Origin of the sequence: Mycobacterium bulgaricum, from assembly GCF_041287165.2 — a bacterium.
GTDB lineage: Bacteria > Actinomycetota > Actinomycetes > Mycobacteriales > Mycobacteriaceae > Mycobacterium > Mycobacterium bulgaricum.
Map to the genome: position 1 here is coordinate 103146 of NZ_JBGGKV020000008.1, position 13445 is coordinate 116590.

At 65.4% G+C, this 13445-nt stretch carries 14 protein-coding genes; 9 read left to right on the forward strand and 5 right to left on the reverse strand.

The window, feature by feature from the left end:
* Window positions 1–2 precede the first annotated feature (2 nt).
* From ACAG24_RS20650 to ACAG24_RS20660, 3 genes are read right to left on the reverse strand one after another with little or no spacing between them, the layout of a single operon-like run.
* Window positions 3–332, reverse strand: coding sequence for a hypothetical protein (locus ACAG24_RS20650; protein WP_183470038.1), 330 nt, complete (start codon window positions 330–332; stop codon window positions 3–5).
* Window positions 325–1692 (reverse strand): aromatic ring-hydroxylating oxygenase subunit alpha, encoded by a 1368-nt coding sequence (locus tag ACAG24_RS20655; protein ID WP_370474287.1) that lies wholly within the window; start codon window positions 1690–1692, stop codon window positions 325–327. Before ACAG24_RS20655 ends, ACAG24_RS20650 begins: the two co-directional genes overlap by 8 nt.
* Before the next feature lie 5 nt (window positions 1693–1697).
* Entirely contained in the window at window positions 1698–2240 is a 543-nt protein-coding gene (locus ACAG24_RS20660; protein WP_370474437.1) for a carboxymuconolactone decarboxylase family protein, read from the reverse strand.
* 266 nt (window positions 2241–2506) lie between these two features.
* On the opposite strand from ACAG24_RS20660, the gene ACAG24_RS20665 reads away from it, so the two are divergent.
* The 7 genes from ACAG24_RS20665 (at window position 2507) to ACAG24_RS20695 (ending at window position 10217) form a co-directional block, all read left to right on the forward strand.
* On the forward strand, window positions 2507–3802 hold the full coding sequence (locus ACAG24_RS20665; RefSeq protein ID WP_370474288.1) for an amidohydrolase family protein: 1296 nt from the start codon (window positions 2507–2509) through the stop codon (window positions 3800–3802).
* A 107-nt stretch (window positions 3803–3909) separates the two neighbouring features.
* Entirely contained in the window at window positions 3910–5088 is a 1179-nt protein-coding gene (locus ACAG24_RS20670; protein ID WP_370474438.1) for an acyl-CoA dehydrogenase family protein, read from the forward strand.
* Between the two features lie 13 nt (window positions 5089–5101).
* Window positions 5102–5860, forward strand: a complete 759-nt coding sequence (locus ACAG24_RS20675) for an SDR family NAD(P)-dependent oxidoreductase (protein ID WP_370474439.1) — start codon at window positions 5102–5104, stop codon at window positions 5858–5860.
* Window positions 5861–5864: 4 nt separating this feature from the next.
* On the forward strand, window positions 5865–7100 hold the full coding sequence (locus ACAG24_RS20680; RefSeq protein WP_370474289.1) for a CaiB/BaiF CoA transferase family protein: 1236 nt from the start codon (window positions 5865–5867) through the stop codon (window positions 7098–7100).
* Window positions 7093–7905: an enoyl-CoA hydratase/isomerase family protein gene (locus ACAG24_RS20685; protein WP_370474290.1), complete on the forward strand. Its 813-nt coding sequence runs from the start codon at window positions 7093–7095 to the stop codon at window positions 7903–7905. Before ACAG24_RS20680 ends, ACAG24_RS20685 begins: the two co-directional genes overlap by 8 nt.
* A 4-nt stretch (window positions 7906–7909) precedes the next feature.
* The gene (locus ACAG24_RS20690; RefSeq protein WP_370474291.1) at window positions 7910–9055 is read left to right on the forward strand and encodes a thiolase family protein; all 1146 of its coding nucleotides are present in this window, start codon (window positions 7910–7912) and stop codon (window positions 9053–9055) included.
* Window positions 9056–9068: 13 nt separating this feature from the next.
* Entirely contained in the window at window positions 9069–10217 is a 1149-nt protein-coding gene (locus tag ACAG24_RS20695) for an acyl-CoA dehydrogenase family protein (protein ID WP_370474292.1), read from the forward strand.
* A 5-nt stretch (window positions 10218–10222) separates the two neighbouring features.
* On the opposite strand, the gene ACAG24_RS20700 is transcribed toward ACAG24_RS20695, so the two are convergent.
* On the reverse strand, window positions 10223–11110 hold the full coding sequence (locus ACAG24_RS20700; RefSeq protein ID WP_370474293.1) for a phytanoyl-CoA dioxygenase family protein: 888 nt from the start codon (window positions 11108–11110) through the stop codon (window positions 10223–10225).
* Window positions 11111–11331: 221 nt separating this feature from the next.
* Between ACAG24_RS20700 and ACAG24_RS20705 the strand changes: the two genes are divergently transcribed.
* The gene (locus tag ACAG24_RS20705) at window positions 11332–11973 is read left to right on the forward strand and encodes a TetR/AcrR family transcriptional regulator (RefSeq protein ID WP_370474294.1); all 642 of its coding nucleotides are present in this window, start codon (window positions 11332–11334) and stop codon (window positions 11971–11973) included.
* On the forward strand, window positions 11970–12473 hold the full coding sequence (locus tag ACAG24_RS20710; RefSeq protein ID WP_370474295.1) for a hypothetical protein: 504 nt from the start codon (window positions 11970–11972) through the stop codon (window positions 12471–12473). The genes ACAG24_RS20705 and ACAG24_RS20710 overlap by 4 nt, the downstream gene beginning before the upstream one ends.
* On the opposite strand, the gene ACAG24_RS20715 is transcribed toward ACAG24_RS20710, so the two are convergent.
* On the reverse strand, window positions 12470–13444 hold the full coding sequence (locus tag ACAG24_RS20715; protein ID WP_370474296.1) for an NADPH:quinone oxidoreductase family protein: 975 nt from the start codon (window positions 13442–13444) through the stop codon (window positions 12470–12472). The genes ACAG24_RS20710 and ACAG24_RS20715 overlap by 4 nt on opposite strands.
* Window position 13445: the final 1 nt, after the last annotated feature.

Below are 13445 nucleotides of genomic sequence, written 5' to 3' on the forward strand. Positions count from 1 at the left end.
CCTTAGACCACCGGCTCCTTGATCAGGTTGATGTAGGCGGCACCGCTGTCGAGCACTCGTGGCTGCTTCCACACCTCGATCGGGAAACTGACCATCACGATGGACTGCCCCAGATGCACAAGCGCTTTCGCGTCATCCGGCATGCTCGCCAGCGGGAACCGGGCGTCGACGTACACCATGATGTCCTCGAGGCGCGCCATGCCGGCATCGTACAGTTCCTGCATTTCGTCCATCGTGGAGTTCAGCCGCTTCTGGTAGCGCTCCTCCTCGGTGGGCAGGCACCAATCGCTGAACCGCTCCAGGTCGGCGAATTCCTCTGGCAGCTTAGACATTTGCGGGATCCTTCGCTTCGGTGGTGGCGTGCTTACCGTTCGACGACCCATTGCCGTCGTCATTTGCCGTCGCTCCGCTCGCCCCGGCTGCCAGCGACTCTTTGTACCGGTCGACGTACTTGTGTGCGGTGTGATGCAGGTGACGGAGGAGGACCTCCTGGTCGCACAGCGGGAAGTCGAGCACGGCGCGGGTGCCGATCTGCGTCTGCGTCGCCTCCAAGGTGTTGGCGTCCTGGAACGCGTACTCCTTGAACGTCACCGCGGCCAACTCCTGGGACAGCCGCTCGCGCAGGTTCTTCGGTGGCACGAAGTACAGGTCGGCCTCGAAGATGTGGCTGTCCACACCGGTGGGCCAGTAGTTGTAGGTCAGGTACCAGCCCGGCACCCAGAAAAGCAGGGTGAAGTTCGGGAAGAACTCGAACGAGTCCTGGCCCCAGGTCTTGTGGCGGCCCGGGTTGATGGCCGGCGGCAATTCGTCAGGCAGGATTCCCTTGATGTCGGGACGGTCCCACGGGCCGAAAAGACCGCTGTGCAGGATGCGCTCGATGGGCTTGACCATGTTCAGATCCTTGGGCGGGCTCATGCCACCCCACGACGAGATCATCGAGTGATCGCCCTTGATGTCGTAGTGCAGAGCCTCGAAACCGAACTTGGCGAGCTTTTCGGCTTCCTCCTTTTCCGCCTGCTTCATGTGCAGGATCGGGGCGTGGTAGAACTCGACGAAGGCGTCGATGAACAGCTTCCAGTTCGACTTGATCTCCGCGCGGTAGCTGTAGTGCTCGGTCATCTCGTGGAACGGATAGCCCTTCAGGCCCTGGCCGAACTCGCCGAGATACTCCTCCAGGGAGACGGCGTCGTCGTCGAAGTTGACGAAGATGAAGCCTTCCCACACCTCGCAGCGCACCGGCTTGAGCGGGTAGTCCGCCTTGTCGAGGTCGAAGAATTCCTGCTCCTGCTGTACGAACGTCAGGTCGCCCTTGAGGTCGTAGCGCCAGGCGTGGTACTTGCAGACGAACTGTCGGCAGGTTCCGGACGTCTCCTCACCCGGGTAGTCGTTCCACACCAGTTTGTTGCCGCGGTGGCGGCACAGGTTGTAGAAGGCTCGGATCTGTTCGCCGTCGTTGACGATGATGATCGACACGCCGGGGCCGACCGACGGGAGCTCGCGGGTGATGTATCGGCCCTTCTTGGGGATGAGTTCGATGCGACCCATCTGGAGCCACGTTTTGCGGAAGATGGCCTGCTGCTCCAACTTCCACTGCTCCGGGTCGATCGAGTCCTCGTAGTTGACCGGAGCCGTACCGAGTTCGGGCCAGTTCTCGGTCCAACTGCCGACGTCGGGCTTCTTGAAAAATGCCACGGTGGCTACCTCTCTGCTTCCATGTTGGAGTCTGGTTCTACGCCAAAAGTGTTGATGGCCATGGCCAACGAGCCATAGCAACCGATCGTGAAGACGAGATCCATCAGCTGGTGCTCGTCGAAATGCGCCGACAGTGCCGACCACGTGTCGTCGGAGACGACGGAATCGTGGTGCAGTTCGTCGACGGCGGTGAGTACGGCGCGGTCGAGGTCGTCGGAGAGCTCGCCACGTGTGATGCCGTCGATGACCTCGTCGGACAACCCGGCCTCGCGGCCCATGTTCACGTGGTGGCGCCACTCGTACTCGCACTTGGTCAGGTGCGCGACGCGCAGGACCGCGAGTTCGCGGATACGCGCAGGCACGCTGGAGCCGTACAGCAGGTGGAAGTTGAAACGCAGGAATGCCCTGGTGAGCTTGGGGTGGCGCAGCAGGGTGGCGACCAGGTTTCCCGTCGCTTCCGGGTTGTGCCGTTCTTGCGGCATGAGCCCGTCGAGCGCCTTGGTGACGCCGTCATCCCACTGATCCGCGGGCAGTGGGGCCACTCGCACCGCCGACCTCCTCTCGTTCATGAGAATCAGGTTCTCATATTTCGCCAATAGATTTCCACCTTTCGGCGCAGACGTCAACGGATGAGGTCACCACACCCGATGCGCCGGGCCTGTTACGGGCCGGATCGCTGCTGCCTGCCAGGCCTGATGTAGGTTCGGCACATTGATTCTCATTGATGGAGAAGCTAGTTTCCTTAGCAGGAGAACAACAGCCCGACACCACGCGCCCGCTGCGCACGGTCGTGTGGACGAGAGGAATGGTCCCTGTGAACCGAGATGACATGATCCTGATCAGCGTGGACGATCACATCGTCGAGCCGCCGGACATGTTCAAGAACCATCTGGCCAAGAAATATTTGGATGAGGCGCCGCGGTTGGTGCACAACCCTGACGGCTCGGACACTTGGCAGTTTCGTGATGTGGTGATCCCGAATGTCGCGTTGAATGCGGTCGCGGGCCGGCCCAAGGAGGAGTACGGGCTGGAGCCACAGGGCCTCGATGAGATCCGGCCGGGCTGCTGGCAGGTCGATGAGCGGGTCAAGGACATGAACGCCGGCGGCATTCTGGGGTCGATGTGTTTTCCGTCGTTCCCCGGTTTCGCGGGCCGGTTGTTCGCCACCGAGGACCACGAGTTCTCGCTGGCGTTGGTGCAGGCCTACAACGACTGGCACGTCGAGGAATGGTGTGGGGCCTATCCGGCGCGGTTCATCCCGATGACGCTGCCGGTGATCTGGGATCCCGAAGCCTGCGGCCAAGAGATCCGCCGCAATGCTGCGCGCGGGGTGCATTCGTTGACCTTCACCGAGAACCCGGCGGCGATGGGGTATCCCAGTTTCCACGATTTCGATCACTGGAAGCCGATGTGGGATGCCCTGGTCGACACCGACACCGTGCTCAACGTCCACATCGGCTCCTCGGGCCGGTTGGCGATCACCGCCCCGGATGCGCCGATGGATGTGATGATCACGTTGCAGCCGATGAACATCGTCCAAGCCGCGGCGGATCTGTTGTGGTCGCGTCCGATCAAGGAATACCCGTCGCTGAAGATCGCACTGTCCGAGGGCGGTACGGGGTGGATTCCGTACTTCCTGGAGCGGGTGGATCGCACCTATGAGATGCATTCGACCTGGACCGGTCAGGACTTCGGGGGCAAGCTGCCCAGCGAGGTGTTCCGTGAGCATTTCCTGACGTGTTTCATCGCCGACCCGGTGGGGGTCACCACGCGTCATCAGATCGGGGTGGACAACATCTGCTGGGAGGCCGACTACCCGCACTCCGATTCGATGTGGCCCGGGGCCCCCGAACAACTCGACGACGTCCTCAAGGCCAACAACGTCCCCGATGACGAGATCAACAAGATGACCTACGAGAACGCGATGCGCTGGTACAACTGGGACCCGTTCACCCACATCCCCAAAGAACAGGCCACCGTGGGTGCGTTGCGCCGGGCTGCCGAGGGCCACGACGTCTCCATCCAGGCCCTGTCCAACAAGGAGAAGACCGGCGCCACGTTCGCCGACTTCGCCGCCAGCGCCAAGAACCTGACCGGCAACAAAGACTGAGCACCCTTTTCGTCGGAATTGCATTCCAGCGGGGAACTGTCGAGTAGTGGCCTGCCGGAATGCAGTTCCGGCAGGCATGAGATCAAGGAGCGACCGCCATGACGGGCATGAGTTTCGAGCTGAGCGAGGACCAGGAGCTGATCCGTAAGTCCGTCGCCGAGCTCGCGGGGAAGTTCGACGACCACTACTGGTTGGAGAAGGACCAGAACCACGAGTTTCCGCAGGAGTTCTACGACGCGATCGCCAAGGGCGGCTGGCTCGGAATGACGATCCCCGAGGAGTACGGCGGTCACGGGCTCGGTATCACCGAGGCCACGCTGCTCCTGGAGGAGGTGTCCCGCTCCGGCGCCGCGATGAACGGTGCCAGCGCCATCCACCTGTCGATCTTCGGCATGCAGCCCGTGGTCAAGCACGGCTCCGACGAACTCAAGGCGGCCACGCTGCCCCGCATCGTCGACGGCGATCTGCACGTCTGCTTCGGTGTCACCGAACCCGGTGCAGGACTGGACACTTCGCGGATCACGACGTTCGCCAAACGCGAAGGCGATCACTACCGGGTCAACGGCCGCAAGGTGTGGATCTCGAAGGCGCTGGAGTCCGAGAAGATCCTGTTGCTGACCCGGACCGAGACGCCGGCCGCCTTGAAAGAACGCGGCGCGAAGAAGACCGACGGCATGACGCTCTTCCTCACCGACCTCGACCGCGACCATGTCGACATCCGTCCCATCAACAAGATGGGACGCAATGCGGTCAGCTCCAACGAGTTGTTCATCGACGATCTGATGGTTCCGGTGGCCGATCGGGTCGGCGAGGAGGGCCAAGGTTTCAAGTACATCCTCGACGGCCTGAACCCCGAGCGGATGCTCATCGCCGCAGAAGCCCTGGGTATCGGTCGCGTGGCGCTGGAGAAGGCCGTCAAGTACGGCAACGAGCGCGTGGTGTTCGACCGCCCTATCGGCATGAACCAGGGCCTGCAGTTCCCACTCGCCGATTCGCTCGCCCGACTCGATGCTGCGGAGCTCGTGCTGCGCAAGGCCACCTGGCTCTACGACAACGGGAAACCCTGTGGCCGCGAGGCCAATACGGCCAAGTACCTGTGCGCCGACGCCGGCTTCGGCGCCGCTGACCGCGCACTGCAGCTGCACGGCGGCATGGGCTACTCGGAGGAGTACCACGTGTCGCGGTACTTCCGGGAGGCGCGACTGATGAAGATCGCGCCGGTGAGCCAGGAGATGATCCTGAACTTCCTCGGCGAGCACGTCCTCGGCCTGCCGCGCAGCTACTGACACCGGAGCACTGCTGATGAATTATTTCGACCTTTCGGGGCGTTCCGCGCTGGTCACAGGTGCGGCGGGCGGCATCGGTTCGGCGGTGGCCGCCGCGCTGGCGGACGCGGGAGCGGCCGTCCTGGTCACCGACCTCGACAAAGACGCGGCAGCCGCTGTCGCCGAACGGATCTCGGCCGCGGGCGGGCGTGCCGAGTCGGCAGCGCTGGACGTGTCCGACCGAGGCTCGGCCGATGCGGCGGCCGCACAGGCGGCGGCGCTCGCCGGCGGGAAATTGCACATCGTCATCAACAACGCAGGTGTCACGAAGCCGGCGATGTTCTCCAAGACCACCCCGGAGTCGTTCCGGCTTCTCTTCGACATTCACGTGATGGGCGCCTTCAACGTCACCCAGGCGGCGCTGCCCCACATCCCGACCGACGGCAAAGGCCGCGTCGTCAACGTGACGTCGGCCGCCGGTCTCACCGGCACCCTCGGTCAGGTCAACTACTCGGCGGCCAAGGCCGGGATCATCGGGTTCACGAAATCGCTGGCCCGCGAACTGGCGACCAAGAGCATCACCGTCAATGCCCTGGCTCCGCTGGCGGCGACGCCGATGACCGAGACCATCCGCACCAACGACAAGTTCGCGGCCAACATGATGAACCGCATCCCGATGAAGCGGTGGGCCGAACCCTCTGAGGTCGCAGGCGCGTTCGTGTTCATGGCCTCCGACGCCGCGTCCTACGTCACCGGCCAGGTGCTGCCGGTCGACGGCGGCATGGTTATGTGAGCACGTGACAGGACGAGGGTCAGGTGCCGGACCGTTGGCCGGCGTCACCGTGGTCGCCATGGAGCAGGCCGTGGCCGCTCCGATGTGCACCAGGGTGCTCGCCGACTTCGGAGCCCGAATCATCAAGGTGGAGAACCCGAACGGCGGAGATTTCGCCCGCGCCTACGACGACGTCGTCAACGGGCCCGGCGGCCTCGCCGCACACTTCGTGTGGTGCAACCGCGGCAAGGAATCGGTGACGCTGAACACTAAGTCCGCCGCCGGGATGGAGATCCTGCACCGACTGCTCGACCAAGCCGATGCCTTCGTGTCGAACTTGGCGCCCGGGGCCACCGCCCGTTTGGGCATCGCCCCCGCAGACCTCTCCGCCAGACATCCCGGCGTGATCCCCGTGGAGATCGACGGCTACGGCCCCGGCGGCCCGATCTCGCACAAACGCGCCTATGACCTTCTGGTACAGGCGGAGTCGGGGTCGTGCGCCGTCACCGGCTATCCGGGGATGCCCGCCAAACCGGGGCCGGCGATGGCCGACTTCACGACGGGCCTGTATGCGGCGATGTCGATCGTCTCCCTGCTGTACGGGCGTGCCCGGCAGACCGACCCCACTCCCGCGCCTCATGTCGAGCTGAGCCTTTTCGACGTGATGACCGACGTGATGGGCTACGCGCTGACCTACACCCAGCATTCGGGCATCGACCAGGAACCCCTCGGGGTCGGATCGCCTGCCGTCGCGCCCTACGGCGCCTTTCCCACCCGCGACGGGCAGACCGTCGTGCTCGGCACGACCAACGACCGCGAATGGCAGCGGGTCGCACGGGAGATCATCGACCGCCCCGACCTCGCCGAGGATTCGCGGTTCGCCACCAACCCCGGACGCTGCGCGAACCGAGAGATCCTGGAGGAGGCGATCGGAAGCTGGTGTGCTCAGCACGATCTCGCCGAGATCCAGAAGAAGGCCGACGACGCGGGCATCGGCAACTCGCGGTACAACAGACCCAGCGAGGTCGTCGTGCATCCGCAGCTCACCGCACGGGACAGGTGGCGCACGGTCGGCACGCCCCGCGGCGACATCCAGGCGCTGCGGCCGCCGCCGGTGATCAGCGGATTCGAGCAACCGATGGGTGCGATCCCGGGCCTCGGTGAGCACACCGATGCCGTGCTCACCGAATTCGGCTTCACCACTGAGGAATTGGCGCAGTTGCGTGCCGACGGTGCGATCGGTCCGGCTTACCGTGGGTGAGTCGCTGCTTGTCGAGGACCGCGACGGTGTCCGCACGCTGACGCTGAACCGTCCCGAGCGCCGTAACGCGCTGGACGCTCAGCTGTGGGTCGAGCTGGCCGATGCGCTTCGGGCGCTCAAGCGTGACCGTGACGTCCGGGCGCTGGTGCTGACCGGCGCCGGCGGCGCGTTCTGCTCCGGCGCCGACATCGGCACCGGTGAGCAGATCCATCCGCGGTACAAACTGGATCGCCTCACCGACGTGGCACTCGCGCTCCACGAACTGGCGATCCCGACGATCGCGAAGGTCACCGGCATCGCCGTCGGGGCGGGCTGGAACCTGGCCCTGGGATGCGACCTCGTGGTGGCCACCCCGGAATCACGGTTCTGCCAGATCTTCTCCAAGCGGGGGCTTTCCGTCGACCTCGGAGGCTCGTGGCTGCTGCCGAAGATCGTCGGGCTGCAGCAGGCCAAGCGGCTGGTCCTGCTGGCCGACATGATCGGTGCCGACGAGGCCCTTGCGCTGGGCCTCGTCACGTGGGTGAAGACGAGCGAGGAGATCGACGCGTTCGTCCACGGCATCGCCGGCCGGCTCGCCGCGGGCCCGCCCTACGCACTCGCGCAGAGCAAGGCGCTGCTCAACGACGGTGCCAATGTGACCTTGCGGGAGGCGTTGGCGAACGAGGCCCGGGCGCAGCCGGGTAACTTCGCCACGGCGGATTCCGGCGAGGCCTACGCCGCGTTCGCCGCCAAGCGTGATCCGGAGTTCACCGGCGCGTGGTCTCTGTACGACACGAATGACACGGACGACACAAACGAGGAGTGAGGTAATGCGGGAAACCGTCATCGTCGGGGCAGTTCGCACGCCGGTCGGTAAGCGCAACGGTGGCTTGTCCGACCAGCACGCGGCCGATCTGTCCGCGTTGGTGCTCAACGAGCTGGTCGAGCGCACCGGCGTCGACACCGAGGTGATCGACGACGTCGTGTGGGGTTGTGTGTCGCAGGTCGGAGACCAGTCGAGCAACATCGGGCGCTATTCGGTGCTTGCCGCGGGCTGGCCCGAGCACATCCCCGGCACCACGGTGAACCGGGCGTGCGGCTCCAGTCAGCAGGCACTCGACTTCGCCGTACAGGCCGTGATGTCGGGCCAACAGGACATGGTGGTGGCAGGGGGAGTCGAGGTGATGAGCCGGGTCCCGCTCGGATCCGCTCGGTCCACCGGGATGCCGTACGGGCCGAAAGTCCTTGCCCGTTACGACGATTTCTCGTTCAATCAGGGCATCTCAGCGGAGATGATCTCCCAGCAGTGGGGTTTCTCGCGGACCAGGCTCGACGAGTACTCCGCACAATCGCACGAGCGCGCGGCCGCCGCACAGGACGCCGGAGCGTTCAAGGATCAGATCGTGCCCGTCTTCACCGACGGTGGCGCCGTCACCGAGGACGAGGGCATCCGCCGGGGCACCACCGCCGAGAAGCTGGCCGGGTTGAAGCCCGCATTCACCGAAGACGGTGTCATCCACGCCGGAAACTCCTCGCAGATCTCCGACGGGGCGGCCGCATTGCTCGTCACCACCGCCGAGAACGCGGTGAACCTGGGCCTGACACCGCTGGTGCGCTACCGGGCCGGCGCCGTCACCGGAGCCGACCCCAAACTGATGCTCACGGGCCCGATTCCGGCCACCGAGAAGGTGTTGCACAAGGCCGGCGTGACGCTGGACGAGGTCGGCGTGTACGAGGTGAACGAGGCGTTCGCGCCGGTTCCGCTGGCGTGGCTGGCCGACACCGGCGCCGACGAGGCCAAACTCAACCCGCTCGGCGGGGCCATCGCCCTCGGCCATCCGCTGGGGGCCTCCGGTGCGGTGCTGATGACGAGGATGATCAACCACATGCGGGACAACGGGATTCGATACGGGCTGCAGACCATGTGCGAAGGCGGGGGCACCGCCAACGCGACGCTCGTCGAACTCGTGAAGTAGTCAGGGACACGACATGCGCAGAGATCTTTTCACCGAGGACCACGAGGCCTTCCGGGAACTCGCCCGCGATTTCGTCGAGAAGGAGGTCGTGCCGCACTACCCCGCGTGGGAGAAGGGTGGCCGGATGCCGCGTGAGGTCTTCGAGCAGATGGGCGAGCTCGGGATCCTCGGCGTAGCCATTCCCGAGGAATACGGCGGAGGTGGCCAACCGGACTACCGCTACAACGTGGTGCTGCAGGAGGAGGCGGCCCGCGCCCTCGTGACGCTGTCGACGGTTCGGACGCAGCTCGAGGTGATCCTGCCGTACTTCCTTCACTACGCGAATGCCGAGCAGCGCGACCGCTGGTTTCCGGGTCTGGCGTCGGGCACGCTGCTCACCGCGATCGCGATGACCGAGCCCGGCACCGGATCCGATCTGGCGGGTATGCGCACCACCGCGGTCCGTGACGGCGACGACTACATCGTCAATGGCGCAAAGACGTTCATCACGGGCGGCATGCAGGCCGACCTCGTCATCGTCGTCGCGCGCACATCGACCGACCCGGACAACCGGCGCAAGGGGCTGACCCTGCTTGTCGTCGAGGACGGCATGGAGGGCTTCACGCGCGGCCGCGAGCTGGAGAAGATGGGTTGCAAGGTCCAGGACACGGCCGAGCTGTCGTTCGTCGACGTCCGTGTCCCGGCGGCCAACGTGCTGGGCGAAATGGACGAGGCGTTCAGCTATCTCGGTCACAACCTCGCGCAGGAGCGGCTCACCGTCGCGGTGGGTTCGGTGGCGCAGGCCCGCTCGGCGATCGCCGCGGCGATCGAATACACCCAGAGTCGCAAGGCGTTCGGCACGCCGGTCGCGTCGTTCCAGAACACCAAATTCGAACTGGCGGCCTGTTCGACCGACGTGGAGGCCGGGCAGGCGATGCTCGACCGTGCGGTCTCGCTGCACGTCGAGGGTGAGCTGTCCGGCGCCGACGCGGCGAGGACGAAACTGTTCTGCACCGAGATGCAGCAGCGGGTGGTGGATCGCTGCCTGCAGCTCTTCGGCGGCTACGGCTACATGATGGAGTATCCCATCGCCCGGCTGTACACGGACGCCAGGGTTGCGCGCATCTATGCGGGCACCAGCGAGGTCATGAAGGTGATGATCGCGAAATCGCTTGGGCTGTAGCGCTTCTACTCACTATTGGCGAGCTGGTCTTCGAACGCGGCACCTGCGCTGCCGGTGAGTCTGCTGCCGTCGAAGCCGTAGCCGACCGACTCGCCGCGCACGGCGCGTAGCGGGTCCTCGAAGTCGCGGAAGTAGCCCATCGCCCAGGCGCCCTCCTGGTATCCGATCAGCTTCAGTAGATCGTCGTCGAGTGTTCGCGCGACTTCTGGTGGCACGGAGAGGAATTGGTTCTCCTCCTGGCGGACCCAGCCGACGCAGTAGTTGATGTTGATGGCGCGACGCACCTTGTCCGAGCGGTTGGCGGCTCCGCTGTGCACGATCTTGCCGGTGTAGATCAGCACCGACCCGCGGGACATCTCGGCCTGCAGGCACTCCTCGTCGGTGTAGTCGGTGGGCTTCTTGTCGGCGAACTGGCTGCCGGGCACCACCCGGGTGGCACCCATCTCCGCGGTGTAGTCAGACAGCGCCCACAACGTGTTGCACTGCACGTGGTAGTCCTCGGGAAAGGGATAGAAGTCGAACGCGTTCTGGTCGCGGTGCAGGGACTGAGCCGACTCGCCTGGCTCGATCGAGATGACCTGGGAAAGCATCAGCTGGAACGCCGACGCGTGGCCGAGGAAGTCCCGGCAGACGTCCATCATGGTCGGATTCTGGATGAGGGTCCGGCAGGTGGGGGAGCGGGCCACCAGGGCGCCGGTCCGCCGGGTCTTCATGCCGATCATCGCGTTGTAGCCCAGCGGCGTGGCGGCGAAGAACGGTGCCAGTTCGTCGTCGATGGCGTCCATCAGCGCGGCGGATGCGAGGTCGTCGACGATGACATAGCCGTCGCGGCGCAGGCGGTCGGCGATCTCCGCGGCTGCCGTATCGGCAGGGATGTGGTTCAGTTCGGGCATCGGCAACTCCTGGGGATCGAAAGCCCAAGTATCCCGAGCGATGTGTGTTGACCAGGTAAAACGGTGTCACGCCGCCGTTACGGTATAGACCAGCCGACATCCGCCGGTCGAAGGATCGCGTGACAGTCTCATCGAAATATGTCCACTGAGACCCTTGTCACAACGCTCGAACCTACCTACTGTGTGTTCACTAGGTTGGTTAGAAAGCCCCAAGGAGTCGAGTGTCAGCCCCCGAATCCACCGGGCCTGATCTGGGATCGTCCAGACGGCCTTATGCGACGTTGTTCGCCAAAGGTGAGGACCGCAGGCAGCGGATCCTCGCCGTGGCCGAGCGACTGTTGGCGCGCAACGGGTGGCGCAACACATCGCTGGCGCAGATCGCCAGAGAGGCCGGTGTGACGCCTGCGGGTCTGCTGCACCATTTCGAATCCAAGGAACAGCTGCTCAACGCCGTGGTCGATGCGCGCGATCTCGATGACGACATGCATGCCGACAGGTCGGGAGACCTGGTGACCGAGCTGGCGCGGGTGCCTGAGCGATTTCAGCGGTCACCGGAACTGGTCGGCACCTTCATCGTGCTGCTGGTGGAGAACATCTCGCCCGACGCACCGCTGCACGACCGACTGCAGAAGCGCTACCGCGACGCGGCCGACATCCTGAAGGCCAACATCACTGTCGGTCAGCGGAAAGGTTTGTACCGCACCGACTTCGACCCGGCCATCAAGGCCACGGAGATTCTCGCCTTCATCAACGGAATGGAGACATTATGGTTGCTCGATCCCTCAATCCCGCTGACCGAAGCATTCAAGGAATACGCGCAGTCGCTGGCACGCGACCTGGCAACGCCGTCCAACCCGACATGAGGTACCGCCTCGACGTCGTCGCACCGACCGTGCTCGACGCGGTGCAGTTCGCAGGCGGCTGGATCTACGACCGCGTCATGGCGGGCTGGGATGTCACCGTCCTCGTCGGCAGGGACGAAGATCTCCGTCCGCTTCAGATTCTCGGCGCGCGAACCCTCGAACTCGACACGGTCCTCGACTCCTGGGAACTGCGTGCGCACCCCCAGACCGTCGCGGTGGCCGCCGACCTGTTCGGCCGCGACGACCGGGTCCGTCGCGGCGTGCTCGGTGCGCTCGATCAGGGCGCCACCGAGGTGACCCTCTGGGGCGCCACACTGCCCGCGGAGTTGGGAGGCAGCCTCGACGCGGTCGAGCATCGTCTCAGCGCGGCGGCCAGAGCCTTCAAGGCGCAAGCGCTCGGGGCGGCACGGGGCGGCGCCGGGGTCACCATCGGCCCCACCGAAGTGTTCTGTTCCGGCATGATGGCGTCGGTGGCTGCTGATCTGGTCCCGGCCAGCTAGCTGTCCGAAGTCAGGTCGATCAGGACTTTGCCGATTGCGCGGCCGTCGCCCACGTGACGCAGCGCCGCGGCCGCCTCGTCGAGCGGATAGACCGCTCCCACGTGCGGTTCGACGCGACCCGACACGAGCAGCTCCCGCAGTTCCTGTTCGTTGCGGGTGAACTCGTCGGGCGGGACGTCCTGGAATTGGAAGCCCAGCACGTGGATTCCCTTGATCAGAACCAGGTTCAGCGGGATGCGAGGGATCGTCCCGGAGGCGAAGCCGACGGTGACGAAGCGACCGCCCCTGCCCAGTGATCGCAGAGCCGGTTCGCTGAGATCGCCGCCGACCGGGTCGATCACCACCTCGGCACCCTCAGGCAGTAGGGCCCGAAGCGCAGGCCTGACATCCTCGGTCGTGTGGTTCACCAGATGCACCGCGCCGTATCGTTCGGCGATGTCCAGCTTTTCGACCGACGACGCCACCGCGGTGACGTGTGCGCCGAGGGCGACACCGAGCTGTACCGCAGCCAGGCCGACGCCGCCGCCCGCGCCGAGCACCACGAGGCGGTCGCCGGGCGACAGCCGTGCCGCGGAGCGCAACGTGTGATACGCGGTCCGGTACGCGACGCCGAACGCGGCCGCGGCCCGCATGTCGACCTGCTGCGGAATCGGTGCCAGCGCGGCCGCATCGACGACGACGCGCTCGGCGAAGGCGCCGAACATCCCGGTTCCGGTCACGCGGTCACCGATGGCGAAACCCGATGTCTGCGGGCCGATCTCGTCGATGACACCGGCGAACTCGCTTCCCGGCACGAATGGGGCGGGAACACTGACCTGGTAGGAATCGGCCACCAGCAGAACGTCGGGGAAGTTCACCGCCGCCACCGCGACCCGCACACCGACCTGCCCCGGCCCGGCGACTGCGACGGCACGCTCCTCGATACGGACCACCTCCGGTGGCCCGTAGTGCGGACAGACCGCGGCCCGCACG